Origin of the sequence: Comamonas sp. B-9 (genome assembly GCF_000410635.1) — a bacterium.
Classification (GTDB): Bacteria; Pseudomonadota; Gammaproteobacteria; order Burkholderiales; family Burkholderiaceae_C; genus Comamonas.
Window position 1 is genome coordinate 1 of the sequence record NZ_APCR01000164.1, and the last position, 26399, is coordinate 26399.

The 26399-nt window shown below is 63.3% G+C and carries 22 protein-coding genes, 4 tRNA genes and 1 pseudogene; 15 read left to right on the forward strand and 12 right to left on the reverse strand.

The annotated features are described in order from the left end of the window. Positions 1 to 82, reverse strand: a pseudogene (locus tag H928_RS33000) (RNA polymerase subunit sigma-70); the annotation flags it as partial. A gap of 18 nt (positions 83 to 100) precedes the next feature. Then, positions 101 to 676, reverse strand: a complete 576-nt coding sequence (locus H928_RS0101350) for a sigma-70 family RNA polymerase sigma factor (RefSeq protein ID WP_021024875.1) — start codon at positions 674 to 676, stop codon at positions 101 to 103. Positions 677 to 1028: 352 nt separating this feature from the next. Here H928_RS0101350 and H928_RS25675 point away from each other — a divergent pair, with 352 nt between their 5' ends. Together H928_RS25675 and H928_RS0101360 are read left to right on the forward strand one after the other, a co-directional pair. Beyond that, on the forward strand, positions 1029 to 1817 hold the full coding sequence (locus H928_RS25675; RefSeq protein ID WP_084635598.1) for an SDR family oxidoreductase: 789 nt from the start codon (positions 1029 to 1031) through the stop codon (positions 1815 to 1817). Between the two features lie 3 nt (positions 1818 to 1820). After that, positions 1821 to 2522 carry a glutathione S-transferase family protein gene (locus H928_RS0101360; RefSeq protein ID WP_021024877.1) on the forward strand — a complete coding sequence of 234 codons (702 nt, stop codon included), beginning with the start codon at positions 1821 to 1823 and terminating at the stop codon, positions 2520 to 2522. 70 nt (positions 2523 to 2592) lie between these two features. Here H928_RS0101360 and purL read toward each other — a convergent pair whose 3' ends face one another. Then, entirely contained in the window at positions 2593 to 6603 is a 4011-nt protein-coding gene (gene purL, locus H928_RS0101365; protein ID WP_021024878.1) for a phosphoribosylformylglycinamidine synthase, read from the reverse strand. A gap of 182 nt (positions 6604 to 6785) precedes the next feature. Between purL and map the strand changes: the two genes are divergently transcribed. Continuing rightward, positions 6786 to 7601, forward strand: a complete 816-nt coding sequence (gene map, locus H928_RS0101370) for a type I methionyl aminopeptidase (RefSeq protein ID WP_021024879.1) — start codon at positions 6786 to 6788, stop codon at positions 7599 to 7601. A gap of 222 nt (positions 7602 to 7823) precedes the next feature. Further along, a complete protein-coding gene (locus H928_RS0101375; protein WP_021024880.1) occupies positions 7824 to 10442 on the forward strand; it encodes a [protein-PII] uridylyltransferase in 2619 nt (872 codons plus the stop codon). A gap of 19 nt (positions 10443 to 10461) precedes the next feature. Here H928_RS0101375 and def read toward each other — a convergent pair whose 3' ends face one another. Further along, positions 10462 to 11001 (reverse strand): peptide deformylase, encoded by a 540-nt coding sequence (gene def, locus H928_RS0101380; RefSeq protein ID WP_021024881.1) that lies wholly within the window; start codon positions 10999 to 11001, stop codon positions 10462 to 10464. Between the two features lie 140 nt (positions 11002 to 11141). On the opposite strand from def, the gene H928_RS0101385 reads away from it, so the two are divergent. From H928_RS0101385 to H928_RS0101420, 8 genes are all read left to right on the forward strand, one after another. Continuing rightward, entirely contained in the window at positions 11142 to 11585 is a 444-nt protein-coding gene (locus H928_RS0101385; RefSeq protein ID WP_043338211.1) for a YbaN family protein, read from the forward strand. 75 nt (positions 11586 to 11660) lie between these two features. Beyond that, positions 11661 to 11736: transfer RNA gene (locus H928_RS0101390), tRNA-Asn, on the forward strand. Positions 11737 to 11782: 46 nt separating this feature from the next. Beyond that, positions 11783 to 11858 (forward strand) — tRNA-Asn (locus H928_RS0101395). Positions 11859 to 11905: 47 nt separating this feature from the next. Next, positions 11906 to 11981, forward strand: a tRNA-Asn gene (locus H928_RS0101400). Between the two features lie 47 nt (positions 11982 to 12028). Then, positions 12029 to 12104: transfer RNA gene (locus H928_RS0101405), tRNA-Lys, on the forward strand. Between the two features lie 133 nt (positions 12105 to 12237). Continuing rightward, a complete protein-coding gene (gene aat, locus H928_RS0101410; protein WP_021024883.1) occupies positions 12238 to 13038 on the forward strand; it encodes a leucyl/phenylalanyl-tRNA--protein transferase in 801 nt (266 codons plus the stop codon). Further along, positions 13031 to 13789 (forward strand): arginyltransferase, encoded by a 759-nt coding sequence (locus tag H928_RS0101415; RefSeq protein ID WP_021024884.1) that lies wholly within the window; start codon positions 13031 to 13033, stop codon positions 13787 to 13789. The genes aat and H928_RS0101415 overlap by 8 nt, the downstream gene beginning before the upstream one ends. A gap of 55 nt (positions 13790 to 13844) precedes the next feature. Next, positions 13845 to 14642 carry an IclR family transcriptional regulator gene (locus tag H928_RS0101420; RefSeq protein WP_021024885.1) on the forward strand — a complete coding sequence of 266 codons (798 nt, stop codon included), beginning with the start codon at positions 13845 to 13847 and terminating at the stop codon, positions 14640 to 14642. A gap of 69 nt (positions 14643 to 14711) precedes the next feature. Here H928_RS0101420 and H928_RS0101425 read toward each other — a convergent pair whose 3' ends face one another. The 8 genes from H928_RS0101425 to H928_RS0101455 form a co-directional block, all read right to left on the reverse strand. Continuing rightward, the gene (locus H928_RS0101425; protein WP_027010406.1) at positions 14712 to 15839 is read right to left on the reverse strand and encodes a serine hydrolase; all 1128 of its coding nucleotides are present in this window, start codon (positions 15837 to 15839) and stop codon (positions 14712 to 14714) included. A gap of 117 nt (positions 15840 to 15956) precedes the next feature. Next, positions 15957 to 17495: a 2-isopropylmalate synthase gene (locus H928_RS0101430; protein WP_021024887.1), complete on the reverse strand. Its 1539-nt coding sequence runs from the start codon at positions 17493 to 17495 to the stop codon at positions 15957 to 15959. A 154-nt stretch (positions 17496 to 17649) separates the two neighbouring features. Continuing rightward, positions 17650 to 19374 carry a 2-isopropylmalate synthase gene (gene leuA, locus H928_RS0101435; RefSeq protein WP_021024888.1) on the reverse strand — a complete coding sequence of 575 codons (1725 nt, stop codon included), beginning with the start codon at positions 19372 to 19374 and terminating at the stop codon, positions 17650 to 17652. A gap of 221 nt (positions 19375 to 19595) precedes the next feature. Beyond that, entirely contained in the window at positions 19596 to 20483 is an 888-nt protein-coding gene (gene pssA / locus H928_RS0101440) for a CDP-diacylglycerol--serine O-phosphatidyltransferase (protein ID WP_021024889.1), read from the reverse strand. A gap of 205 nt (positions 20484 to 20688) precedes the next feature. Then, a complete protein-coding gene (gene ilvC / locus H928_RS0101445) occupies positions 20689 to 21705 on the reverse strand; it encodes a ketol-acid reductoisomerase (RefSeq protein WP_021024890.1) in 1017 nt (338 codons plus the stop codon). A gap of 51 nt (positions 21706 to 21756) precedes the next feature. After that, positions 21757 to 22059: a Trp biosynthesis-associated membrane protein gene (locus tag H928_RS34005; protein WP_148292998.1), complete on the reverse strand. Its 303-nt coding sequence runs from the start codon at positions 22057 to 22059 to the stop codon at positions 21757 to 21759. Continuing rightward, on the reverse strand, positions 22059 to 22550 hold the full coding sequence (ilvN, locus tag H928_RS0101450; protein ID WP_021024891.1) for an acetolactate synthase small subunit: 492 nt from the start codon (positions 22548 to 22550) through the stop codon (positions 22059 to 22061). Before ilvN ends, H928_RS34005 begins: the two co-directional genes overlap by 1 nt. A 142-nt stretch (positions 22551 to 22692) precedes the next feature. Further along, complete coding sequence (locus H928_RS0101455; RefSeq protein ID WP_027010408.1) at positions 22693 to 24483, reverse strand: acetolactate synthase 3 catalytic subunit; 1791 nt, start codon at positions 24481 to 24483, stop codon at positions 22693 to 22695. Between the two features lie 305 nt (positions 24484 to 24788). On the opposite strand from H928_RS0101455, the gene H928_RS0101460 reads away from it, so the two are divergent. From H928_RS0101460 to H928_RS25680, 3 genes are all read left to right on the forward strand, one after another. Beyond that, complete coding sequence (locus H928_RS0101460; RefSeq protein WP_027010409.1) at positions 24789 to 25352, forward strand: RNA polymerase sigma factor; 564 nt, start codon at positions 24789 to 24791, stop codon at positions 25350 to 25352. Further along, positions 25349 to 25783, forward strand: a complete 435-nt coding sequence (locus tag H928_RS0101465) for a DUF3619 family protein (protein ID WP_021024894.1) — start codon at positions 25349 to 25351, stop codon at positions 25781 to 25783. Before H928_RS0101460 ends, H928_RS0101465 begins: the two co-directional genes overlap by 4 nt. Continuing rightward, positions 25780 to 26399, forward strand: a 620-nt coding sequence (locus H928_RS25680) for a DUF3106 domain-containing protein (protein ID WP_148292999.1), incomplete at its 3' end; no start/stop codon positions are given. The genes H928_RS0101465 and H928_RS25680, both read left to right, overlap by 4 nt.

The following is a 26399-nucleotide window of genomic DNA, read 5'->3' on the forward strand; positions in this document are numbered from 1 at the left end:
GGCGGGCGCCGGCGCGCAAGGTGCCCAGCGCGTAGGCGGCGGCCAGGCGGTCGAGCAGTTCGGGGTGTTGTACCAGGTTCATCAGAGCACTCCTTTGCGCCTACACGTGGCGGGCCATGCACTTGCGCAGCTGCTCCAGACTGCGGCGCATCCAGGTTTTAACGGTGCCCAGCGGCAGCTGGAAGTGGCTGGGCAGCTCCCCGTGGCTCAAATCTCGCAAATAGGCCAGGCTCACGACCTGGCGCTGGGCCTGCTGCAGCCGCTCCATGCACTGGTGCAATACGGTCGCCTGCTCACTGGCCTCCACCGATTGCATGGGGCCTTGTGCCTCGTCGCCCTGCGGCAGGTCATCCATGTCATCGACAACCGCATGCTGGTCCAGCCGCTCGGCCTTGCGCCGGCGCAGAAAATCCAGCGCCCTGCTGCGCACCAGCATGCCCATCCAGGCCAGCGGCGGGCTGAGCGAATCGCGGTAACTGCCCGCGTTACGCCAGATGGCGACAAAGCTGTCCTGCAGCACGTCCTCGGCCCAGGCCTTGTTGCCCAGAATGCGCAGCGCCAGGCCATACAGCCGGGACGCCGTCTCGTCGTACAAAAGCCGGAGCGCCTTGTCCTCGCGGGCGGCTATGCGGTCTAACAAAAGCATCAGTTCAGTGTCAGTGGTCGGTGTGCGCATGCAAGCATTGTGGGGCGAAGGCCCGCTGACGGGTGTATCCGTTGTATTGCTGCCAAGCAGCAAGCGCCCGGGGGAAAGCCGCCTTGGCCGGGCCAGGTCAGCCAGGGCCCACGCCCCCCAAACTTTCATGCATCTGGCCGCTATACGCAGCAAGCCGCCGATTGGATGCAAAACGATGCAGAAGCGATGCAAAAAAATAATCGCTGGCGCTGAATCCAAACCGCCTCGTTGTGCGTAGTGCTAAACGTAGACCTTGCACAGACAGGGTCGGACAACCGGAACACCCTATGACAACCACCGCCACCATCGCCTACCAGCCATCGTGCCCATGCGCCAGCGCCAGGAGGCAACCATGCCACTGAACACCCCCATTGCGCGCTGGTACGGCATGCGTGTCTGGCTGGTCGGCGCCAGCGCGGGCATCGGTCTGGCGCTGGCCGAGCAGCTGCATGCCGCAGGCGCGCGCGTGATCGTGTCGGCGCGCCGGCAGGAAGCGCTGGACAGCTTTGCCGAACAACACCCCGGCTGCCTGCCGCTGCCGCTGGATGTCACCGACCGCGACGCGGTCGTCAGCGCCGTGCACCAGCTGCTGGAGGACGGGCCGCTGGACCTGGTCTGCTACTGCGCGGGCGAGCGGCAGACCATGCGCGCCGATGACCTGGACCTCAATAGCTTGCTGCAGCACCGCGAGGTCAACCTGACCGGCGCCTTGCATGTGATCGCGGCCGTCACGCCCCACCTGCTGGCAGCGGCGCGCGCCGGGCGCCAACCGCATCTGAGCCTGGTGGCCAGCGTGGCCGGCCTGCGTGGCCTGCCGGGCAACCTGGCCTATGGGCCCAGCCAGGCGGCACTCATCAACCTGGCTGAGACCTTGCAGCTCGAGTTGGTGCCTCAGGGCGTGGGCATCAGCCTGGCCGTGGTCAAGCCCGGCCTGAGCGAGGCTTTCTTCACCGAGCCTCACCCCGCCAGCCTGCCAGTCTGGCCGCAGCCCGAGCAGGCAGCCAGCGCGATGCTCAAGGGCTGGGCCCGGGGCCACTTTCTGCTGGGCGTGCCCTGGCGCTCCCGGCTGAGCTGGCGCCCGGGCTACAAATCGACGGCATCCGGTCTGGTGGCCTGGGTGCGCCGCTTGCAAGGAAACTAAAGCATGCTGACCCTTCACCACCTGGAAACCTCGCGCTCGCAGCGCGTGCTGTGGCTGCTCGAAGAGCTGAACCTGCCCTATGCGCTGGAGACCTACCCGCGCGATGCCAAGACGCGCCTGGCGCCGCCAGCGCTCAAGCGCATTCACCCGCTGGGCCTCTCACCCATCCTCTGCGACCGGGGCCTGGTGATTGCCGAGTCTGGCGCCATCATCGAGTACCTGGCCGAGCGCTATGGCGCCTGGGCGCCGCCCGACATGGCCCACCTCGATCCGCCGCGCAGCAGCCCCGAGCATCTGCAGTGCCGCTACTGGATGCATTTTGCCGAAGGCTCGCTGATGAACTGGCTGCTGCTGCAGCTGGTATTTGACAGCATCGCGGCCAAGCCCTTGCCGCTGCTGCTGCGCCCCGTCGTGCGCCCGGTGCTGCACGGCCTGCGCCAGCAGGTGCACAAACAGCTGATCGCCCCGCACATGGAGGCGGCGATGGCCTATATGAACCACCACCTCGCCCACCAGCCCTGGTTTGCCGGCGAGCACCTGACGATGGCCGATTTTCAGATGGGCTTTGCGGTGGAAGCCGCACTGGCGCGCTGCGCCAACCCCGCCGACTGGCCACACCTGCATGCCTACCGCCAGCGCATGCAGGCGCGCGAGGCCTACCAGCGGGCGATTGCCAAGGGCGGGCCGGTGGTGATGAAGCTCTGAGCCACTGAACCCCGGCGCATGAAAAAAGGCCCTGCAGTGCAGGGCCTTGGGTCATGGGGCGTTGCGCAGATCAGCCCAGCCAGTGGCGGGCATTGCGCCAGACGCGCATCCAGGGGCTGTGGGCCGAGCGGTCGCCGTCGGTCCAGCTCATCTGCACATTGCGGAACACGCGCTCGGGGTGCGGCATCATCGCGGTGAAGCGGCCATCGGCGGTGGTCACAGCGGTCAGGCCGCCGGCCGAACCGTTCGGGTTGAACGGGTACTGCTCGGTCGCCTGGCCGTGGTTGTCCACATAGCGCATCGCGGCGATCACCGCATCGGCGTTGCCACGGAAGCGGAAGTTGGCATAGCCCTCACCGTGCGCCACGGCGATCGGCAGGCGCGAGCCGGCCATGCCCTGCAGGAACAGGCTGGGCGAGTCCAGCACTTCAACCATCGACAGGCGCGCCTCGAAGCGGTTGCTCTGGTTTTGCGTGAAGCGTGGCCAGTCCTGCGCACCGGGGATGATGTCGGCCAGCTCGGCAAACATCTGGCAGCCATTGCAGACGCCCAGGCCGAAGGTGTCCTTGCGGCTGAAGAAGGCCTGGAACTGCTCGGACAGCGGCTCGTTGAAGGTGATGGAGCGGGCCCAGCCGATGCCGGCGCCCAGGGTGTCACCGTAGCTGAAGCCGCCGCAGGCAACGATACCGGCAAAGTCACGCAGCTGGGCACGGCCCGTCTGCAGGTCGGTCATGTGCACGTCCACCGCTTCAAAGCCGGCTTCGCCAAAGGCGTAGGCCATCTCCACGTGGGAGTTCACACCCTGCTCGCGCAGCACCGCCACGCGGGGCTTGGCCGCCACGTTGACGAAGGGCGCAGACAGCGCTTCTTGCGGGTCGAAAGTCAGGTGTACATGCATGCCGGGGTCAGACGGCACACCGACCGAGGCGTGCTCGCTGTCGGCGCAGGCGGGGTTGTCGCGCTGCTGGGCAATCTTCCAGCTGACGGCATCCCAGACCTGGTGCAGATCGCTCAGGCTGGCGCCAAACACCTTCTTGGCATCGCGCCAGACCTGCAGCTCGCCCTTGCCCATGTCCATGCTGGACGAGGCCGGACGCGTCTTGCCCACGATGTGGCTGCAGGTGGACAGGCCATGCTCACGCAGGGTCTGCAGCACCTCGGCGCTGTCGCTGGTCTTGACCTGCAGCACCACGCCCAGCTCTTCGTTGAACAGCGCGCGCAGGGTCAGGTCTTCGCGGCGGCCCGATACCTGGGCGCCCCAGTTCTTGCCTTCGCCACTGTCCATGCGGCTGTCGGAGATGCCATCGCCTTCGGTGATCAGCATGTCCACATTCAGTGCCACGCCGACATGGCCGGCAAAGGCCATTTCTGCCACGGTGGCCAGCAGGCCGCCGTCGCCCTTGTCGTGGTAGGCGAGGATCTTGCCCTGGGCGCGCAGCGCGTTGACGGCGTCAACCAGGGCGATCAGGTCCTTGGCCTCGTCCAGGTCTGGCGTTTCATTGCCGCTTTGGCCCAGCACCTGGCCCAGGATGGAGCCACCCATGCGCATCTTGCCGCGCGAGAGATCGACCAGCACCAAGGTGGTGTCGGCCTCATTGGCATCCAGCTGGGGCGTCAAGGTGCTGCGCACATCATCGATGGACGCAAAGCCGGTGATGATCAGGCTGACGGGCGAGGTGACCTTCTTGGTCTGGCCGCCTTCGCTCCACTGCGTGCGCATCGACAGGCTGTCCTTGCCCACGGGGATGGAGATGTTCAGCTGCGGGCACAGCTCCATGCCCACGGCCTTGACGGTGGCGTACAGATCGGCGTCTTCACCGGGCTCGCCGCAGGCGGCCATCCAGTTGGCCGACATCTTGACCTTGGACAGCGCAATGGGCGCTGCCAGCATATTGGTGATGGCCTCGGCCACTGCCATGCGGCCCGAGGCGGGTGCATTGATCGCGGCCAGCGGCGTGCGCTCGCCCATCGCCATGGCTTCGCCCTTGAAGCCCTGGAAATCGGCCAGGGTCACGGCCACGTCGGCCACCGGCACCTGCCAGGGGCCCACCATCTGGTCGCGGTGGGTCAGGCCGCCCACAGCGCGGTCGCCAATGGTGACCAGGAAGCGCTTGGAGGCCACCGTGGGGTGGGCCAGCACGTCGATCACGGCCTTTTCCAGCGGCACGCCGGTCAGGTCGATGGCGGGCAGGCTGCGCGCCACGGTCTGCACATCCTTGTGCATCTTGGGCGGCTTGCCCAGCAGCACGTCCATCGGCATATCGACCGGGAATTTCTGGTCGTCTGCGGTGGCCGCCGGGTCCTGCAGCACCAGCTGGCGCTCTTCGGTCGCCGTGCCGATGACGGCAAACGGGCAGCGCTCGCGCTCGCAAAACGCGGTGAACTGCGCCAGCGACTCAGGCGCAATCGCCATCACATAGCGTTCCTGGCTTTCGTTGGACCAGATTTCCTTCGGCGCCAGGCCCGATTCTTCGAGGTTAACCTTGCGCAGGTCAAAGCGGGCGCCACGCCCTGCGTCATTGGTCAGCTCGGGGAAGGCGTTGGACAGGCCACCAGCGCCCACATCGTGGATCGCCAGGATGGGGTTGGCCGCGCCCTGCTGCCAGCAGTGGTTGATGACCTCTTGCGCACGGCGCTCGATCTCGGGGTTGCCGCGCTGCACCGAGTCAAAGTCCAGCTCGGCCGCGTTGGTGCCGCTGGCCATCGAGCTGGCTGCGCCGCCGCCCATGCCGATGCGCATGCCTGGGCCGCCCAGCTGGATCAGCAAGGTGCCGGCGGGGAACAGGATCTTCTGGGTCTGCTCGGCATCGATCACGCCCAGGCCACCGGCGATCATGATGGGCTTGTGGTAGCCACGGGTGATGTCACCGACTTGCTGCTCGTACTCGCGGAAGTAGCCGGTCAGGTTGGGGCGGCCGAATTCGTTGTTGAACGCGGCGCCGCCCAGCGGGCCTTCGATCATGATCTGCAGCGGGCTGGCGATGTGCTCGGGCTTGCCGACCTCGCTGCCCCAGAGCTTGGAGACGGTGAAGCCGGTGAGGCCCGCCTTGGGCTTGGAGCCCCGGCCGGTCGCGCCTTCGTCACGGATCTCACCGCCCGCGCCGGTGGAGGCACCCGGGAAAGGCGAGATGGCCGTCGGGTGGTTGTGGGTCTCGACCTTCATCAGCACATGGCTGGTGGCCGCTTGCTTTTGGTAGCTGGGCGCCGTCACGGCATCGGCCTGGGTGTTGAACGGCGCGACAAAGCGCTCGACCTGGTGGCCTTCCATGATGGAGGCATTGTCCGAATAGGCGACGACGGTGTGCTGGGGCGATACCGCCTCAGTGTGGCGGATCATGCCAAACAGGCTCTTGTCCTGCGCCACGCCGTCGATGGTGAACTTGGCGTTGAAGATCTTGTGGCGGCAGTGCTCGGAGTTCGCCTGGGCAAACATCATCAGCTCGACATCGCTGGGGTTGCGTGCCAGGCCCTTGAAGGCGTTTTCCAGGTACTCGATCTCGTCGTCGGCCAGCGCCAGGCCCCATTGCTTGTTGGCTTTTTCCAGCGCGCTGCGGCCGCCGCCCAGCACATCGACAAACTCCATCGGCTGGGCTTGCAGGGCGGAGAACAGCTGCTCGGCTTCGGCGCGGGTGCCAAACACCGACTCGGTCATGCGGTCGTGCAGCAGCGCAGCGATCTGCGCGGTCTGCTCGGCGCTCAGCTCGGGCTTGCCGCCCAGCAGGCCGGCCTTGAGCTCGATCCGGTATTCGGTCAGGCGCTCGATACGGAACAGCGCCAGGCCGCAGTTGCGGGCAATGTCGGTGGCCTTGGAAGCCCAGGGCGAGATGGTGCCCATGCGGGGCGTGACGATGAAGGCCAGGCCGTCGCTGACGCCTTCATAGGGGTCGCCATAGGTCAGCAGGGCCGCTACGCGCTCGGCCTGGGCGCCGGCCAGGGGCTGCTCGGTGGCCACCAGATGCACAAAACGGGCAGCAATGCCCGTTATCTTTGGATGGATCGCCGTCAATGCGGTCTGCAGTTGTTGGGCGCGGAAGGAGCTGAGGGCGTTACCGCCTGGTAGCTGAGTCAGGTGCAGTGTCACGTGGCAGCCTATGTGGACTAGGAGGATGGGAAGAAAGCACGCATGCGCCTTGCCCACTGCTACGGGCGGACCGTGGCAGCACCATGACAAGGGCGGGATAACCCGGGATTCTACTGTGCCCCGCCAGGACACGTAGCCGCATGGACAACAGGCCAATGGCAGCAGTGGGATAATCATGGGCTATGACGATCAAAATCAATACCGAAGACGATATTGCGCAGATGCGCATCGCAGGCCGCCTGGCCTCGGAGGTCTTGGACTACATCACCCCCCACATCCAACCGGGTATCACCACCAAGCAAATCGATCTGCTGTGCGCCGAGGCGATGGAAAAGCAAGGCACCAAATCGGCCTGCCTGGGCTACCAGCCGCCAGGCATGACGCCCTACCCTGCCTATGTCTGCACCTCGGTGAACCACGTGGTCTGCCATGGCATCCCCAATGACAAGCCGCTCAAGAAGGGCGACATCGTCAATGTGGATGTGACCATCATCACGCCCGAAGGCTATTTTGGCGACAACAGCCGCATGTTCGTGATCGGCGAAGGCACGATTGCCGGCAAGCGCCTGTGCCAGCTGACCTTTGAAGCCATGTGGCATGGCATCGTGCAGGTCAAGAATGGCGCACACCTGGGCGATATCGGCCATGCGATCCAGAAGTTTGCCGAAGGCCAGGGCCTGTCGGTCGTGCGCGAGTACTGCGGCCACGGCATCGGCAAGGTGTTCCACGACGAGCCGCAGGTGCTGCACTACGGCCGCCCGGGCACCGGCGTCGAGCTGAAGACCGGCATGATCTTCACGATCGAGCCGATGCTCAACCTGGGCAAGAAGGACATCAAGGACCTGGGCAATGACGGCTGGACCGTCATCACCAAGGACCACAGCCTCTCGGCCCAGTGGGAAGTCGAAGTGCTGGTGACCGACACCGGCTACGAAGTGCTGACCTGGTCGGAAGGCTCGCCCACGCCACCCAGCTTTGTGACCAGCACCAAGTGCTGATCGGGCGCTGATAATGCACCGATAAATCGCTGCGCGCGTGCCGGGCCTGCCCGGCACCAGCCCACACCAAGGCGGCACTGCAACCAGCATGCCGCCTTGGTCGTTTCTGGCAGTCCCGCCTCCGCCATGCCCCCATTTGGTGCGTAGTGGCATGAAATGTGCTTACTCGCTGCTGCTGTTGATTGCTATGGCACACTGCCAACGACAGCATAGTTAGGCACCATGAACGATCCTCGCATTCCGCAGCTGCGCGAGCAGTACCAGGCGCAACGCAGCGCCCTGTTTGATGACATCATGGCCGGGGGCAGCAGCACCCGGGGCATACAGACCCAGCTGCGCAAGCTCTCGCAGCTGGCCGATGGGCTGCTGCGCGACCTCTGGCACCTGGCCGGCCTGCCCGGGCGCCTGAACCTGGTGGGGGTGGGCGGCTTTGGCCGGGGCAAGCTCTTCCCCTATTCCGATATCGATGTGCTGCTGCTGCTGCCCGAAGGCACCGATCCGGAGCAGGACAGCGAATTGCGCACCGCGATCGAGCAGTTCATCGGCTCGTGCTGGGATGCCGGGCTGGAAATTGGCTCGAGCGTGCGCACCATCAGCCAGTGCATCAGCGAAGCCCAGGCTGATGTGACGGTGCAGACAGCGCTGCTGGAGTCGCGCCGCATCATTGGCTCGCCCCGCCTCTACCACCTGTTCCAGGCGGCGCTGGCCCAGTCCATCAAGCCCGATGCCTTTGTCGTGGCCAAGGTGCTGGAGATGCAGCAGCGCCACAACAAGTACGAGAACACCGTCTATGCGCTCGAGCCCAACTGCAAGGAATCGCCCGGCGGCCTGCGCGATCTGCAGCTGATCCTGTGGCTGGGCCGCGCCACGGGCCTGGGCAGCCGCTGGAAGGAGCTGGCCGACAAGGGTCTGGCGACCGTCTACGAGGTGCGCAACCTGCAGCGCAACGAGGACCTGATCTGCCTCATCCGCGCGCGGCTGCACATTGTGGCGCGGCGCCGCGAGGACCGGCTGGTGTTCGACCTGCAGACACCGGTGGCCGAGTCCTTTGGCTTCAAGACCATCACGCCGGCCGGCCAGCGCTTTCCCAAGCGCGCCAGCGAGGAGCTGATGAAGCGCTACTACTGGGCTGCCAAGGCGGTGGCCCAGCTCACGCAGATCCTGATGCTGAACATGGACGAGCGCCTGCACCCGGGCAACCACACCTTGCGCCGCATCGATGACGAGTTCTACGACAAGGCCGGCCTCATCGAGGTGGCCGACGACGAGGTCTACCAGCGCAACCCGCATGCCATCTTGCGCACCTTCTTGCTCTACGAGACCGAGCCGGGCTTGAAGGACCTGTCGGCCCGTACCTTCCGTGCGCTCTACCATGCGCGCCAGCTGATGGATGCGCAGTTCCGGCGTGACCCGGTCAACCGCGCCACCTTCATGCAGATCCTGCAGCAGCCCCATGGCATCACCCATGCGATGCGGCTGCTCAACCAGACCTCGGTGCTGGGGCGCTACCTCTGGCCGTTCCGCCGCATCGTGGGCCAGATGCAGCACGACCTGTTCCATGTCTACACGGTGGACCAGCACATCCTGATGGTGTTGCGCAATGTGCGGCGCTTTTTCATGGCCGAGCATGCGCATGAGTACCCGTTCTGCTCCCAGCTGGCCGCTGGCTGGGACAAGCCCTGGATTCTGTACTTGGCCGCCCTGTTCCACGACATCGGCAAGGGCCGGGGTGGTGACCATTCGGAGATCGGTGCGCTCGAAGTCAAGCGTTTTTGCCGCGACCACCAGATTGCCAAGGAAGACCGGCAGCTGGTCGAGTTCCTGGTGCGCGAGCACCTGACGATGAGCCAGGTCGCGCAAAAGCAGGATACGTCCGACCCCGAGGTGATCACCGCCTTTGCCCAGCGCATGGGCAATGAGCGCCGGCTCACCGCGCTCTACCTGCTGACCGTCGCCGACATCCGCGGCACCAGCCCCAAGGTCTGGAATGCCTGGAAAGGCAAGCTGCTCGAAGACCTGTACCGCTCGACGCTGCGCGTACTGGGCGGGCGGGCACCCGATGTGGCCGCGCAGGTGGAAATCCGCAAGCGCGAAGCGCTGGTGCTGCTGGCGCTGTCGGCCCAGCCCCATGAATCGCAAAAAGCGCTGTGGGACACGCTGGGCCTCGATTATTTTCTGCGCCACGAGGCCGCCGATATCGCCTGGCATACGCGCCACCTGTCACGCGCCGTGGGCAGCAAGGCCACCTTGGTGCGTGCGCGCCAGTCGCTGGCCGGCGAAGGCCTGCAGGTGATGGTGTATGCGCCCGACCAGCCCGATCTGTTTGCCCGCATCTGCAGCTATTTCGACCAGGCGGGTTTCTCGATTCTGGACGCGCGCGTGCACACCGCCCTTAACCGCTATGCGCTCGACACCTTCCAGGTGGTGGCAACCGATGCACCGCAAAGCTATCGCGAGCTGATCAACCTGGTCGAGAGCGAGCTCACGCGCGTGCTGGTGGCCGCCCAGCCGCTGCCCGAGCCCGCGCAGCGCCGCGTATCGCGCCGGGTCAAGAGCTTTCCGGTGGCGCCGCGCGTGCTGCTGCGCCCCGATGACAAAGGCCAGCGCTGGCTGCTGTCCATCTCGGCGGCAGACCGCGCCGGCCTGCTCTACACCGTGGCACGCATCCTGGCGCGCCACCAGCTGAGTGTGGAGCTGGCCAAGATCAGCACCTTGGGCGAGCGCGTGGAAGACAGCTTTTTGCTGCAGGGCCCGGAGCTGCAGAACAATGTGAGCCAGATCGCGATCGAGACCGAGCTGCTCTGGGCACTGGCTGCAACAGGTAGCGGCGCGGCCGGTTGACCGTTAAGGCGGACCCGGCTCAGTCGTCCTCGGCCGCGCTGATACCGGGAAACAGCACCTCGGTAAAGCCGAACTGGCTGAAATCGCGCACCCGCATCGGGTAGAGCTTGCCCCAGAGATGGTCGCATTCATGCTGCACCACCCGGGCATGGAAGCCCTCGGCCTCGCGGTCAATCGGGTCGCCATACTGGTCAAAGCCGGTGTAGCGGATCTTGCGCCAGCGCGGCACCATGCCGCGCAGCCCGGGTACCGACAGGCAACCCTCCCAGTCGTTTTCTTCCTCGTTCGACAAGGGCGTGATCACCGGGTTGATCAGCACCGTGGGCGGCACCAGCGGGCGGTCCGGGTAGCGCGGGTTGCGATCGGGCGAGCCGAAGAACACCACCTGCAGATCCACCCCGATCTGCGGCGCAGCCAGGCCCGCGCCGTTGGCGTCGCGCATGGTGTCGAGCAGGTCCTGCACCAGCTGGTGCAGCGCATCGGTGTCAAATTCGGTCACGGGCTGCGCGGTGCGCAGCAAACGGGCATCGCCCATTTTCAAGATTGGATAGATCGCCATGCCGGCATGGTAGCGCAGCGCGCAAGCCCGTCTGGCGCCTTTTGCCACCCAAAACACCGGCGCCGCAGCGCAGCAAGATGCCCACCCCCCTTGCCCAGCATCAAGACACTGTTATGCGGCGCGATGCACAATGCTGGACCATGAACGAGCCCGGAGCCTCTTCCACCGCGCTGCCAGACCTGCAGACACCGGCCTACTGCCCCATACGCAGTCCGGTCTTGCGCTGGCTGCTGCTGTTGGCGGCCGTGGCCTGCCTGGCGATGGGCATCATCGGCATTTTTGTGCCGGGGCTGCCGACCACGGTCTTCATCCTGATGGCCGGGGCTTGCGCGGCGCGCAGCTCGCCGCGCTTGCATGCCTGGCTCTGGCGCCACCGCCTGTTTGGCGGCATGCTGCGCAACTGGGCGGCGGGCGGTTTTGTCAGCCGCAAGGCCAAATGGAGCGCCAGCATCACGATGGCGCTGTGCGCCGTCATCATGCTGCTGGTGCCAGCGCCTGGCTGGGCCAAGCTGTTGTCGATTGGCTGCATGGCCTGCGTGCTGGCCTGGCTGTGGTGCCGGCCCGAGCCCCCGGCGCCGCAATGAGCCCAGCGCTGCGCGGCAAAAAATGACCTCGCCCGTTTTTCAGGGCAAAAATTCGTTCTATAATCGCAGTCTTGTTCCTCAATAGCTCAGTTGGTAGAGCGCCGGACTGTTAATCCGTAGGTCCCTGGTTCGAGCCCAGGTTGAGGAGCCAAAGAATTTTTCGGCTTTGCAATCGAACAAAGCCTGTTGACCGATATTCCTCAATAGCTCAGTTGGTAGAGCGCCGGACTGTTAATCCGTAGGTCCCTGGTTCGAGCCCAGGTTGAGGAGCCATCACTTATCTGCCCTGCAATCGTTCAGGGCATTGACCAAAAATTTGTTCCTCAATAGCTCAGTTGGTAGAGCGCCGGACTGTTAATCCGTAGGTCCCTGGTTCGAGCCCAGGTTGAGGAGCCAAAGAATTTTTTGGCTTTGCAATCGCACAAAGCCTGTTCACTGTTTATTCCTCAATAGCTCAGTTGGTAGAGCGCCGGACTTTTAATCCTTAGGTCCCTGGTTCGAGCCCAGGTTGAGGAGCCATTCAAAAAGCCTACACTGCCGTGCAGGCTTTTTTGTTTTTGCCGCCCCCCCGGCCCGCAGCGGCGGCAGAACTGCAGTATTTGTCACCCCCGCGTAGCGTTGGGGGCCAGCAGCGCGCCATTTGGCCGCTACCATGGCAGGCAACACCATGAGCGCCAACCACCACACGCCCCCGCTTGCCTGGCTGCAAGCCGATGACGACTTTCCACCCGTGGACATGGCCTGGGGGCCCCACACCCCGCACCCCGGCCTGCTGGCCGCCGGCGGCGTGCTTGACAGCGCCCACCTGCAGCAGGCCTACCGCCAGGGCATCTTCCCCTGGTTCAGCGAGGGCTCCCCCATTCTGTGGTGGTCCACCGATCCGCGCATGGTGCTGCAACCGGCCAACTTCCGGCTGCACCGCTCGCTCAAGCAGGCGATCCGCAAGTTCGAGCAGGATCCAAGCAGCGAGCTGCGCATCGACAGCGACTTTGCCGCCGTGATTGCCGCCTGCAGCCAGCAGGACCGCCCGAGCCAGGATGGCACCTGGATCGTCGACGACATCCAGGCGGCCTACACCCAGCTGCACCGGGATGGCTTTGCCCACAGCGTGGAGCTGTGGCAAGGCGGCCAGCTGGTGGCCGGCCTGTATTGCGTGGCCATGGGCCGCGCGGTGTTTGGCGAATCGATGTTCACCACGGTACCCAATGGCTCCAAGATCGCACTGGCCGCGCTGGTGCAGATCTGCCGGCGCGAGCAGGTGCCAATGATCGACTGCCAGCAAAACACCGGGCATCTGGCCTTCATGGGCGCTGCCGAAGTGCCGCGCAGCCGGTTTTTAGAGAATGTGCGCACGCAAATAGCGCTGCCCCCTATGCGCTGGGAGTTTGCATCTCGCGATTGGACTGACATAATCCCACTATCTGAAATGACATCTCCGCATCCGGATGAGTAGGCTGAACGAACTACCGCTGCACAGCTTGCAGTTTTATGCGACAGCGCCCTACCCATGCAGCTATCTCGAAGCGCGCATGGCGCGCTCTCAGGTAGCCACGCCCAGCCACGCCATCCAGAACGATGTCTACTCCGAGCTGATCCAGCAGGGTTTTCGCCGCAGCGGCCTGTTCACCTACCGCCCCTATTGCGACGGCTGCCAGGCCTGCGTGCCCTTGCGCGTGCAGGTGCAGGACTTCAAACCCAAGCGCCACCAGCGCCGCGCGCGCAAGCAGCACCAGGCGCTGGAGGTGCGCGTGCTGCCGCTGGGTTTTCTGCGCGAGCACTACGCGCTCTACCTGCGCTACCAGTCGGCGCGCCACACCGGTGGCGGCATGGATGAGGACAGCGTCGAGCAGTATTCGCAGTTCATGCTGCAAAGCCGGGTCAACAGCCGCCTGGTGGAGTTTCGCGAGCCCGCGCAAGGCCAGCAGCCCGGCGCTTTGAAGATGGTCTCGATCATCGACATCCTCAATGACGGCCTGTCGGCCGTCTACACCTTTTACGAGCCCGAGGCCCACACCAGCTACGGCACCTACAACGTGCTGTGGCAGATTGAACAGTGCCGCGCGATGGGCCTGCCCTACCTCTACCTGGGCTACTGGATTGCCGCCAGCCCCAAGATGCAATACAAAGCCGATTACCAGCCCAATGAGGTCTATATAGACCAGCGCTGGCAACCGGGCCAGCTCGCCAACCATTGCGCCCCTTGATCGCTCCGATCAAGCGGCCCACCCCTATCTTTGTTATTTGAGCGCCAGTCTACGCATGACCAAAACCACACATGACACCGTCACCAAGCCCAGCGTGCAAGTGCTAGAGCGCATGTTCACGCTGCTGGACGTCCTGGCCACGCGCGAGGAAGCGGTGTCACTCAAGGAGCTGAGCGAGATCACGGGCCTGCACCCGTCGACGACGCACCGCATCTTGAACGACCTAACCATTGGCCGCTTTGTGGACCGCCCCGAATCGGGCAGCTACCGCCTGGGCATGCGCCTTCTGGAGCTGGGCAACCTGGTCAAGGCGCGCATCAATGTACGCGAAGTGGCCCTGCTGCCGATGCGCCGGCTGCACCTGGCCACGCAGCAGGCCATCAACCTGAGCATGCGCCAGGGCGATGAGATCGTCTATGTGGAGCGCAGCTTCAGCGAGCGCTCGGGCATGCAGGTGGTGCGCGCCATCGGCGGCCATGCGCCGCTGCACCTGACGTCCACCGGCAAGCTCTTCCTGGCCAATGACGAGCCCGAGCGCGTGCGCGCCTACGCGATGCGCACGGGCCTGGCCGGCAACACCAAGAACAGCATCACCAATTTGGCGGTGCTCGAGCGCGAGCTGTCCAAGACCCGCCAGTACGGCGTGGCGCGCGACAACGAGGAGCTGGAGCTGGGCGTGCGCTGCATGGCAGCGGGCATCTATGACGACCAGGGGCGCCTGGTCGCCGGCCTGTCGGTGTCGGCCCCCGCCGACCGGCTCGAAGACGCCTGGACCACGCGCCTGCAGGCCACGGCCAGCGAGATCTCGTCCGCACTGGGCTTTGACGAACACCGCCAGCCCAACGCACGCTGAGCCCGGGCAGGTCATCACCCCCACGCAAAAAAACCTGCCGAGGCAGGTTTTTTTGTGGGCGCAGCGCGCTCAGTGCTTGGCCAGCAGCTGCGCGCCCGAGCCTTCGACCCAGTGGCGCACGCGCTCGGCATCGGCCAGACGGCCAAACTTGCCGGCCGAATCCAGGAACACCATGATGAGCTTGCGGCCGGCGACCTGGGTCTGCATCACCAGGCAGCGTCCTGCTTCGGAAATGTAGCCAGTCTTTTGCAGGCCGATATTCCAGTCCGGGTTGTGCACCAGGCGGTTGGTATTGTTGAACTGGAGGGTGCGCTCACCCACTTCCACCTGGTAGGACGGCGAGGTGGTCAGATCGCGCATCAGCGGATCGGAGTGCGCGACATTGACCAAGGTGGCCAGGTCAAAGGCGCTGGACTGGTTGGAGCTCGACAGACCGGTGGGCTCGACATAGCGGGTATCGGCCATGCCCAGCATCTTGGCCTTCATGTTCATCATGCCGACAAAGGTCTGCAGGCCACCGGGGTAGGTGCGGCCCAGCGCATGGGCGGCGCGGTTCTCGCTGGACATCAGCGCCAGGTGCAGCAATTCGCCGCGCATCAAGGTGGTGCCCACACGCAGACGCGAGCTGCTGTGCTTTTCGGTATCCACATCATCCTGGGTGATGGTGATCATCTCGTCCATCGGCAGTTGGGCCTGGGAGATGATGAGGCCGGTCATCAGCTTGGTGAGCGAGGCGATCGGCAGCACGGCATGGTCGTTCTTGGACAGCAGCACTTCATGGGTGTCCTGGTCCAGCACCAGGGCCACGCTGGATTTGAGTGCCAGCGGATCGGTCACATCATGCAGACCGGCCATCTGGCCAAAGGACTGGCGCTCGGGAATGATGACGGCGGCGGCAACGGCAGCGCGCCCTGCGTGACGCCCTGCCTTGGCCAGCGTGGTCTTGCCCTTGCTGGCTTTGCCGGCAACCTTTTTAGAAGCGGGGGCAGCAGCGGCCTGCTTGTGGCGGCCATTGCGCTCACCCTTGGAGGCCACAGCCGCCTGCTTTTTGCCGGCTTTGGCCTGCACATGGGCCTTGGGAGCGGGCTTGTTCTTGGTGCTGGCCTGCACGCTGGGAGCGGACAAACCAAAGGCCAAGGTACAAATTGCAAACAAATGTGAAAAACGACGCAAAACACTGCGATGACGTAGCGCCATTATTCTGCTCCCTACAAATACGATAGCTGACAGCGGAAATTTGGATTTAAAAAATCGCGCAAATTCATTAACTTACGCGATTCTTCAATTATTTAAGTGAAATTATATTCCGAAGTCTCAACCTTGTGCAGCTACTCGCTCCGTAGGATTTTGTAACTTGTTTAGCGCAGCGATGTAAGCCTTCGCTGACGCCACCACAATATCAGGGTCTGCGCCTACACCGTTGACCACACGGCCGCCCATCTGCAAGCGCACGGTCACCTCGCCCTGGCTCTCGGTCGAGCCGCTGATCGCATTGACCGCGTAGAGCACCATCTCGGCGCCGCTGCGCGCCTGCGACTCAATCGCCTTCATCGAGGCATCGACCGGGCCGTTGCCAGTGGACTCGCCGCGCACCTCCTGGCCATGGGCAATCAGCACCACGCTGGCCTTGGGCTGCTCGCCCGTTTCGCTCGATTGCGACAGCGAGACAAAGCGGTAGGTTTCGGCCTGCGCCTCGGCGCCTTCCATGTGCACCAGCGCCAGGATGTCTTCGTCAAAAATCTCGCTCTTGCGGTCGGCCAGGTCCTTGAAGCGGGCGAATGCGGCATTGATCTCGCTTTCGCTGTCCATCACCACGCCCAGCTCCTGCAGGCGCTGCTTGAAGGCGTTGCGGCCCGAGAGCTTGCCCAGCACGATCTTGTTGGCGCTCCAACCCACATCTTCGGCGCGCATGATTTCGTAGGTGTCGCGCGCCTTGAGCACGCCATCTTGGTGGATGCCGGAGGCATGGGCAAAGGCATTGGCACCCACCACGGCCTTGTTGGGCTGCACCACAAAGCCGGTGGTCTGGCTCACCAGGCGGCTGGCGGCCACGATGTGCTGGGCATCGATGTTGACATCGAGGCCAAAATAGTCACGGCGCGTCTTGACGGCCATGACCACCTCTTCGAGTGAGCAGTTACCCGCGCGCTCGCCCAGGCCGTTGATGGTGCACTCCACCTGGCGTGCACCACCGATCTTGACGCCGGCCAGCGAATTGGCAACGGCCATGCCCAGGTCGTTGTGGCAATGCACCGACCAGATGGCCTTGTCGCTGTTGGGAATGCGTTCGCGCAGGTTCAGAATGAACTGGCCATAGAGCTCGGGGATCGCGTAGCCGACGGTGTCGGGCACGTTGATGGTCGTGGCGCCTTCGGCAATCACGGCCTCGATCACGCGGCAGAGAAAATCAGGGTCGCTGCGGTAGCCGTCTTCCGGGCTGAACTCGATATCGCCCACCAGGTTGCGGGCAAAACGCACCGACATCTTGGCCTGCTCGAACACCTCATCGGGTGACATGCGCAGCTTTTTCTCCATGTGCAGCGGGCTGGTCGCAATGAAGGTGTGGATACGCGCACGGTTGGCGGGCTTCAAGGCCTCGGCCGCGCGGGCGATATCGCGGTCATTGGCGCGGGCCAGCGAGCAGATGGTCGAGTCCTTGATGATGGAGGCGATGCTCTGGACACAATCGAAATCACCGTTGGAGCTGGCGGCAAAACCGGCCTCGATGACGTCCACCTTGAGGCGTTCGAGTTGGCGCGCAATGCGCAGCTTTTCGTCCTTGGTCATCGAGGCGCCGGGCGATTGCTCGCCATCGCGCAAGGTGGTATCAAAAATAATCAGTTGGTCGCTCATCGTGTGTTCTCCATTGCATTGGTCTTGCGCTGCCGCCGTGCTACCACCGTGGGTGAGTGGAATCTCTAAAACAGGCTGCAGGAAAGCGATCTGCTCGCCCTCCTGCAGCCTGCTTCAACCGCGCTACAGTTTACGTGCTTTGCTCCGCCTGTGGTTAGGCGGTAGCTACTTGTGCAGCCGCTTGTGGCGCTGCCGTTTGCACGCTGGCGACAGCACCGCTACGTGCTACCGCGCTCATCACCGCGCGGAAAGCCGCCTGGGTGCTGTTGCTGTCCATGCCCACGCCGTACAGGCTCTGGCTGTCGCCCACGCGCAGCTCGATATAGGCAGCGGCCGTGGCATTGGCGCCCTTGTCGCCACGGGCATCGCTGGCGGCAACGGCATGTTCGCTGTAATCGAGCAGACGCACAGGAATACCGATGGCGCTGCTGACCGCTTGCACAAAGGCATCGATCGGGCCATTGCCGTGGCCGGCTATGCTGACGGCCTGACCGGCCCACTGCACCTTGCCGCTGATGCGCACGTCATCGCTGTCGTTCGATTCCACGCGGTACTGGGCCAGCGCATGGTTGGCGCTGAGTTGGTACTCGCGCTCGAAGATCTGCCACAGGTCCTTGGCGGTGAACTCGGTGCCGGCCGTGTCCATCGCGCGCTGCACCACCTGGCTGAACTCGATCTGCAAGCGGCGTGGCATCGCCAGGCCATAGGCTTCTTCGAGCAGGTAGGAGATGCCGCCCTTGCCCGACTGGCTGTTGACGCGGATCACAGCCTCATAGCTGCGGCCCAGGTCCTTGGGGTCGATCGGGAGGTAAGGGATCTCCCAGATATCGGCATCCTGGCGGGCGGCAAAGGCTTTCTTGATGGCGTCCTGGTGCGAGCCCGAGAACGAGGTGTAGACCAGGTCGCCGGCATAGGGGTGGCGCGCGGGCACGGGCAGCTGGTTGCAGTACTCGACTTCAGCGCGGATGGCATCGATGTCCGAGAAATCGAGCTGGGGCGATACGCCCTGCACATACATGTTCAAGGCCACGTTGACGATGTCGAGGTTGCCGGTGCGCTCGCCATTGCCAAACAGGCAGCCTTCGACGCGGTGGGCGCCAGCCATCAAGGCCAACTCGGCGCTGGCCGTACCGGTGCCACGGTCATTGTGCGGGTGCACGGACACCACCACCTCAGGGCGGCTGGCGAACTTGCGCACCATCCACTCGATCTGGTCGGCAAACACATTGGGGGTGGCGTTCTCTACCGTGGTGGGCAGGTTCAGGATGATGTCACGGCCCGCGCCCCAGGCGGCAATCGCCGTTTCGCAAGCCTGCAGGGACACCTCCAGTTCGGCGAGCGAGAAGGTCTCGGGCGAGTACTGCAAGACCCATTCGGTGGCGGGCTGGGCATCGGTCAAGGTCTTGAGGTGGCTGACCTGGTCTTTGACCAGGGCCATCACCTCGGGCACGCTCATGCCGAACACCACCTTGCGCCAGACCGGGGCCACCGCGTTGTAGATGTGGACGATGGCGCGCGGCGCGCCTTGCAGGGCCTCGACCGTGCGCGTGATCAGCTCAGGGCGGGCGGGGGTCATCACCTGGATGGTGACGTCAGCGGGAATGCGCTTTTCCTCGATCAATTGGCGCACAAAGTCGAACTCGATCTGCGAGGACGCGGGAAAGCCGACTTCGATTTCCTTGAAACCAATCTTGACCAGCATGTCGAACATGCGCAGCTTGCGCGCCAGGTCCATGGGCTCGATCAGCGCCTGGTTACCATCGCGCAGATCGGTGGACAGCCAGATGGGCGCCTGGGTGATCTGGGCATCAGGCCAGGTGCGGTCACGCAACGCAATGGCTGGAAAAGCGCGGTACTTGCTGGAAGGTTGGGTCAACATGGTTGTCTGGTCTTTCTCATCGGAACAAAAAGTTCGGGGTTGGAAACCAGCAACCTGCTAAAACAGAATCGGCCCGTTGCTGGTGCAAACGGGCCGAGGTGTAGGGGTGAAAAACTGCGCGCTACTCTACCTGCCCGTTGGACATGCTAGTAGTAGAGCTAGGGACAGGTTTTGCATGGCGTTTACTCTAACACAGGTTTTGCCCGGTGTCTGCAAAAAACTCAGTCGTGGTGCAAGCCGCGCTCTTCGGGCTCGTCGGTCGAGGTCGCCACGATCGAGACATGCTGGCCCTTGAAGCGGCGCCAGGCATAGATCACATAGCCCGAGAGCAAATAGGCCACAAAGATCAGGAACAGCATCGTGGCCGGCTCGATGCTGACCACCGCCAGCAGCAGCACCACCACCACCAGCGAGATGAAGGGCACGCTCTTGGCAGCGCCGGCATCCTTGAAGCTGTAGTACGGGATATTGGTGACCATGGTCAGGCCCGCCAGCAAGGTGATGGCAAACATGATCCAGGACAGGTCATCGCGGCTGGCCGGATAGCCGCCAAACAGCGCAATCACCTGGCCAAAAATCGGCACATCGCGGTGCGATACCAGGAGCGCGCTGGTGAGCCAGATAAAGCCTGCCACCAAGGCCGCAGCAGCGGGCGATGGCATGCCCTGGAAGTAGCGCTTGTCCACCACCCCGGTGTTCACATTGAAGCGCGCCAGGCGCAGCGCTGCGCAGGAGCAATAGACAAAGGCTGCGATCCAGCCCCAGCGGCCCAGCGGGCGCAGCGCCCACTCATAGGCAATGAGTGCTGGCGCCGCGCCAAAGGACACCATGTCCGACAGCGAATCCATCTGCTCGCCAAAGGCGCTTTGCGTGTGCGTCATGCGCGCCACGCGGCCGTCGAGGCTATCGAGCACCATCGCGCAGAACACGCCCACGGCCGCAGCCTCGAAACGGCCATTCATGGCCATCACGATCGAGTAAAAACCGCCAAACAAGGCGGCCAAGGTAAACGAGTTGGGCAGCACATAGATGCCCTTGCGCCACTTGCGCTGCGCAGGCTGCAGTGCATGCGCTGCGGCCTTGGGCTTGGTTTCGTTTTCGTCCAGCATTCAATCCACTCCAGCGCCAGCTATCTCTGCGCAATCAGCTACATATTTTATAGTTTCCGGCAGGCTCGGGCCCGGCCGGCCATGGCCTACAGTGTAGCTTTTGCCAATAGGGGCCCGCCTGGCATGCCCATGAAAAAAGGACTGCCAAGGCAGTCCTTTGCGCATCACCTCGGCGCCGCAGCAGGGCAGCGGCAGCCATCGGGATTTAGTTGCGGGTCTGGTCGACCAGCTTGTTCTTGGCGATCCAAGGCATCATGGCGCGCAGCTGGCCACCGACTTGCTCGATCTGGTGATCGGCGGTGTTGCGGCGGCGGGCGGTCATCGATGGGTAGCTCAGACGGCCTTCCTGGATGAACATCTTGGCGTAGTCGCCGTTCTGGATGCGCTTCAAAGCGTTGCGCATGGCCTTGCGCGACTCTTCGTTGATCACCTCAGGGCCGGTCACGTACTCGCCGTATTCGGCGTTGTTCGAGATCGAGTAGTTCATGTTGGCAATGCCGCCTTCGTAGATCAGGTCCACGATCAGCTTGAGCTCGTGCAGGCACTCGAAGTAGGCCATTTCAGGCGCGTAGCCGGCTTCCACCAAGGTCTCGAAGCCCATCTTGATCAGCTCGACCGCGCCGCCGCACAGAACGGCTTGCTCGCCGAACAGGTCGGTCTCGGTTTCTTCCTTGAAGTTGGTCTCGATGATGCCGGCCTTGCCGCCACCATTGGCCATCGCGTACGACAGAGCCAGGTCACGGGCCTTGCCGGACTTGTCCTGGTGCACAGCGATCAGGTGGGGCACGCCGCCGCCTTGGCTGTAGGTGTTGCGCACGGTGTGGCCAGGGGCCTTGGGCGCCACCATCCACACGTCCAGATCGGCGCGGGGCACGACCTGGTTGTAGTGCACGTTGAAGCCGTGCGCGAACACCAGCGAAGCGCCTTGCTTGATGTTGTCCTTGACGTTGTCGTTGTAGACCTTGGCGATGTCTTCGTCAGGCAGCAAGATCATGACCACGTCAGCGGCCTTCACGGCATCGTTGACTTCCATCACGGTCAGGCCAGCCTTCTCGGCCTTGGGCCAGGAAGCGCCAGACTTGCGCAGACCGACGATGACCCTCACGCCACTGTCGTTCAGGTTCTGCGCGTGCGCATGGCCTTGCGAGCCGTAGCCGATGATGGCGACGGTCTTGCCTTTGATGAGGGACAGGTCACAGTCCTTGTCGTAAAAAACTTTCATGCTTCGCTCCGTTGGTATCAGTCAAAAATTCAGAAATTCAAACAAACATTCTCAAGAATCTGCGTCGTCAGGGGGCCTTGCCGCAGGTCCTGAAGCCAGCAAATAAGCTCCCGCTACAAAAGCGCCCAATCCTACTATGAGTACTAGCCAGGGGTTGGTGCGCCTCGAAGCGTTTTCGTCGGGCTCGCCAAAGATGCCATCACACAAGCGCTGCTGTGTGAAAAGGTCCTGGGACAGACTGCAATCAGGGTCATCCGTCTGCACCCAGGCCACCACCAGCACAAGCCCCACCAGCAGCAGCACCACCCCCACCACCTGGCGGGCATGGCGTCGCAGCCGGTGACACCAGCGCATTACACGCGCAAGATACGTTCACCGCGACCGATGCCGCTGGCACCGGTACGCACGGTCTCGAGGATGGCCGACCGGTCGATCGCGCTCAGGAAGGCGTCGTTCTTGGCCTGGTCGCCGGTCACCTCGATGGTGTAGCTCTTCTCGGTCACATCGATGATGCGGCCGCGGAAGATATCGGCCATGCGCTTCATCTCCTCGCGCTCCTTGCCGACCGCCCGCACCTTGATCATCATCAACTCGCGCTCGGTGTAGGCGCCTTCGGTCAGATCGACCACCTTGACCACTTCAATGAGGCGGTTGAGGTGCTTGGTGATCTGCTCGATGACGTCGTCCGAGCCGGTGGTGGTGATGGTCATGCGCGACAGCGAGGCATCCTCGGTGGGCGCCACGGTGAGCGACTCGATGTTGTAGCCACGGGCCGAAAACAGGCCCACCACGCGCGACAGGGCGCCTGGTTCGTTCTCCAGGAGAACCGCAATGATGTGTTTCATAAGAACAGATTCCTCTTTTCGCTACCCTCCCCCGGCGCCGGTAAGCGCAGGGCTCGGTAGACAATAGATTCGTCAGAAAGGGAAAACCCAAGGGAAGGCTGGACGCGCGCTTGCCGCAAGGCGCGCCAACCCAAGACGGTGTTTACAGATCGTCCGCGCCCAGCAGCATCTCGGTGATGCCCTTGCCAGCCTGGACCATCGGGAAGACGTTCTCGGTCGGATCGGTGCGGAAATCGAGGAACACGCTCTTGCGCTCTTCGCGGGCAATGCGCCGCGCCTCACGCAGCGCGGGCTCCACATCCTCGGGCTTCTCGATCAGAATGCCCGCATGGCCATAGGCTTCGGCCAGCTTGACGAAGTCAGGCAGCGAATCCATGTAGCTGTGGCTGTAGCGGCCCGAGTACTCTATCTCTTGCCACTGGCGCACCATGCCCAGGAAGCGGTTGTTGAGCGCGCAGATGATGATCGGCGTCTCGTACTGGCGGCAGGTGGCCAGCTCCTGGATGTTCATCTGCACCGAGCCTTCGCCGGTGATGCAGAACACCTCGGCATCGGGTTTGGCCAGCTTGATGCCCATCGCATAGGGGATGCCCACGCCCATCGTGCCCAGACCGCCCGAGTTGATCCAGCGGCGCGATTCCTCAAAGCGGTAGTACTGCGCCGCCCACATCTGGTGCTGGCCCACGTCCGAGGTCACATAGCAGTCCGCATCGCGGGTCATCTGCCACAGCGTCTCGACGACGAACTGGGGCTTGATCACCTCCTTGTTGCCACGGTCATAGCGCAGGCAATCGCGGCTGCGCCAGCCTTCGATCGTCTTCCACCAGTTCTGCAGTGCCTCGGCATCGGGGCTGGCCACGCTCTCGCGCACCATCGCGATCAGCTCGGTCAGCACTTCCTTGCAGTCGCCCACGATGGGCACATCCACCTTGACGCGCTTGGAGATCGACGAGGGGTCGATATCGACATGGATGATCTTGCGCTCCACCGACATGAAGTGCTTGGGGTTGCCGATCACCCGGTCATCAAAGCGCGCACCGACGGCCAGCAGCACATCGCAGTTCTGCATCGCGTTGTTGGCTTCGATCGTGCCGTGCATGCCCAGCATGCCCAGGAATTTCTTGTCGCTGGCCGGGTAGGCGCCCAGGCCCAGCAAGGTGTGGGTCACCGGGTAGCCCAGCAGGTCCACCAGGGTGCGCAGCTCTTGCTCGGCGCCGCTCAGCAGCACGCCGCCACCGGTGTAGATATAGGGACGCTTGGCCGACAGCAGCAGCTGCAGAGCCTTGCGGATCTGGCCGCTGTGGCCCTTCTTGACCGGGTTGTAGGAGCGCATCTCCACCGTCGAGGGATAGCCGCTGTAGGCCACCTTCTTGAAGGACACGTCCTTGGGGATATCGATCACCACGGGGCCAGGGCGGCCCGTGCGTGCAATATGGAAAGCTTTTTTCATCGTCAGCGCCAGGTCGCGCACATCCTTGACCAGGAAGTTGTGCTTGACGATGGGGCGCGTGATACCGACGGTATCGCATTCCTGGAAAGCATCCGAGCCAATGGCCGTCGTGGATGTCTGACCGGAGATCACGACGATCGGGATGCTGTCTGTGTAAGCAGTGGCAATACCGGTGACTGCATTCGTCAGGCCGGGGCCAGAAGTGACCAGGGCCACGCCCACTTCACCGGTGGCGCGGGCAAAGCCGTCTGCTGCATGCACTGCTGCTTGCTCATGGCGAACCAGCACATGGTTGATGGTGTCTTGCTTGTAGAGCGCGTCGTAGATGTAGAGAACTGCACCGCCGGGGTAGCCCCACAGCTGCTTGACGCCTTCGGCCTGCAGTGCCTTGACCAGCACTTCAGCGCCCATGAGTTCTTGGGATTTCTGCGCGGACTGATGCGCCGCTTGCGCCGAGTTCTGCTCGGCCTTGGACATTTCCATGATCAACCTTTGTGAATTTCTCTAACGAAAAACCTCTGGTGCTCCTCGCCCAGCTCTTGTGGAGCCTGCTTGGAACTTGAGGCCAACGGACATGGGCGAGATGCTTGCGACGCCGGACCGTGACCCTTTTGCTTTTTGATGCTTATACATTATCGCACTGCAGCATTGCTTTGCGACAAACCACGGATTTTTTTTCGATAGGATGCGATAATCTAGGGCTTGATGCGGTGTTTTTTGCCACACTTGGTTTATTTGCCCGGGTAAAAAGCGAGAAATCTCTGAATAACCACGGTGTTGGGTACGATTTGGCCACAGAACGAGAACTGTCCGACTTTCTGAAAAGCGTTGAAAAGCGAGCTTTCAAGCGCTCGCTTTTTCATGTGCGCGACCAGGAAGCAGCGCTCGACATCGTGCAGGACAGCATGATGAAGCTGGCCGAGCACTATGGTGACAAGCCGCCCAACGAGCTGCCGATGCTGTTCCAGCGCATCCTGTCCAACAGCACGCTCGACTGGTTTCGCCGGCAAAAGACGCGCAACGCGCTCTTTACGACGATGAGCGACTTCGAAGGCCCGGATGACGAGGGGGAATTCAACCTCCTCGATATCTACAACGCCGAAAATGGAGAGGCCGAGCAGAGTGCCGAGGACCACACCAACCGCAAACAAACCCTTGCATTAATAGAAAAAGAGATACAACAGTTGCCAGCGCGTCAACGCGAAGCGTTTCTGATGCGTTATTGGGAAGAGATGGACATCGCAGAGACTGCAGCAGCCATGGGTTGCTCAGAGGGAAGTGTAAAAACCCACTGCTTTCGCGCCATCCAAACCTTGAGTAAAGTGCTTAAGGCCAAAGGAATCGTGCTATGAACCGCTCAAACACCGCCCAAACCGTTGTCAATGCTGAAATTTTTGCCCGCCGCGTCACCGCTCGGCTGAGCGAAGCCGAGGCTGATCTCGACTACGACATCAGCGAACGTTTGCGAGCGGCCCGCGAGCGCGCGCTGTCCCGCCGCAAGGTGGTGGCTGTGCCGGCGATTGCACGCCAGCCCCAGCAGGAAGCTGCACCTTCTGGCAAACGCAACTGGTGGCGCGCCGTGGTGTCGGCCGTGCCGCTGAGCGCGATGGTGGCTGGCCTGGCCTTCTTCAATGGTGTTCAGGCGGACGAAGGCGCCAGCGAAATGGCCGAGTACGATGCCACCTTGCTGGCTGACGAGCTGCCGCCAAGCGCCTATACTGATCCTGGTTTTACCCAGTTTCTGAAGATTGCTGCCCAAAAGCAGCCCACTGACAAGCGTTGAGACACGATTACGATAACGACGAGGTAGCCGGCAACCCGCCCGCCCCTTCGAGCATCCCCGCCCTGGCAGCCAGTATTTTGCTGGCTGCTTTTGCTGTTGTGGGCATCTACGCCGGCAACAAGGCCGCCAATATCTACGGCAGCGCCGCCAGCGATCTGGTGAGCGCCAACAGCGTCACGCGCTCGAGCAGCCCGCGCAATGAAGGCCCGAGCTGGGAAGCGCTCGATGACGACCAGCGCACCGTGCTGGCGCCGCTCGAAGAGCAGTGGAACTGGCTGACCACCCAGCAAAAAAGCCGCTGGACGATGATCGCCGACAGCTTTGACGATTTCTCCCCCGAAGAGCAGCTGCGCATTGCCGAGCACATGAAGGAATGGGCCAAGTTCAGCCTCTCCGACCAAAGCCAGGCGCGGCTCAACTACTCCAACATCAGCAGCCTGTCGGCCGAGGAAAAGCGCAAGCTCTGGGAAGACTACCAGGCACTCAGCGCCCGTGAGCGCAAGCGCCTGGCCCAGGGTGGCGTGCTCTACCACGGTGGCGTGGCCCTGGCGCCCCGCCCCACCGCCCGCAGCACCGGGCGCCTGGTCAAGGTGCCCGCTGCCGCCATCAACCCCAA

Excerpts from the sequence above, each read along its gene's own strand:
- ilvC (WP_021024890.1), bottom strand. The coding sequence starts at position 21,705 with ATGAAAGTTTTTTACGACAAGGACTGTGACCTGTCCCTCATCAAAGGC.
- H928_RS0101420 (WP_021024885.1), top strand. The coding sequence starts at position 13,845 with ATGACCAAAACCACACATGACACCGTCACCAAGCCCAGCGTGCAAGTG.
- H928_RS0101430 (WP_021024887.1), bottom strand. The coding sequence starts at position 17,495 with ATGAGCGACCAACTGATTATTTTTGATACCACCTTGCGCGATGGCGAG.
- H928_RS0101455 (WP_027010408.1), bottom strand. The coding sequence starts at position 24,483 with ATGGAAATGTCCAAGGCCGAGCAGAACTCGGCGCAAGCGGCGCATCAG.
- H928_RS0101415 (WP_021024884.1), top strand. The coding sequence starts at position 13,031 with ATGAGTAGGCTGAACGAACTACCGCTGCACAGCTTGCAGTTTTATGCG.
- map (WP_021024879.1), top strand. The coding sequence starts at position 6,786 with ATGACGATCAAAATCAATACCGAAGACGATATTGCGCAGATGCGCATC.
- aat (WP_021024883.1), top strand. The coding sequence starts at position 12,238 with ATGGCAGGCAACACCATGAGCGCCAACCACCACACGCCCCCGCTTGCC.
- H928_RS0101375 (WP_021024880.1), top strand. The coding sequence starts at position 7,824 with ATGAACGATCCTCGCATTCCGCAGCTGCGCGAGCAGTACCAGGCGCAA.
- pssA (WP_021024889.1), bottom strand. The coding sequence starts at position 20,483 with ATGCTGGACGAAAACGAAACCAAGCCCAAGGCCGCAGCGCATGCACTG.
- H928_RS34005 (WP_148292998.1), bottom strand. The coding sequence starts at position 22,059 with ATGCGCTGGTGTCACCGGCTGCGACGCCATGCCCGCCAGGTGGTGGGG.
- H928_RS0101425 (WP_027010406.1), bottom strand. The coding sequence starts at position 15,839 with ATGGCGCTACGTCATCGCAGTGTTTTGCGTCGTTTTTCACATTTGTTT.
- H928_RS25675 (WP_084635598.1), top strand. The coding sequence starts at position 1,029 with ATGCCACTGAACACCCCCATTGCGCGCTGGTACGGCATGCGTGTCTGG.
- H928_RS0101385 (WP_043338211.1), top strand. The coding sequence starts at position 11,142 with ATGAACGAGCCCGGAGCCTCTTCCACCGCGCTGCCAGACCTGCAGACA.
- H928_RS0101350 (WP_021024875.1), bottom strand. The coding sequence starts at position 676 with ATGCGCACACCGACCACTGACACTGAACTGATGCTTTTGTTAGACCGC.
- leuA (WP_021024888.1), bottom strand. The coding sequence starts at position 19,374 with ATGTTGACCCAACCTTCCAGCAAGTACCGCGCTTTTCCAGCCATTGCG.
- def (WP_021024881.1), bottom strand. The coding sequence starts at position 11,001 with ATGGCGATCTATCCAATCTTGAAAATGGGCGATGCCCGTTTGCTGCGC.
- ilvN (WP_021024891.1), bottom strand. The coding sequence starts at position 22,550 with ATGAAACACATCATTGCGGTTCTCCTGGAGAACGAACCAGGCGCCCTG.
- H928_RS0101465 (WP_021024894.1), top strand. The coding sequence starts at position 25,349 with ATGAACCGCTCAAACACCGCCCAAACCGTTGTCAATGCTGAAATTTTT.
- H928_RS0101360 (WP_021024877.1), top strand. The coding sequence starts at position 1,821 with ATGCTGACCCTTCACCACCTGGAAACCTCGCGCTCGCAGCGCGTGCTG.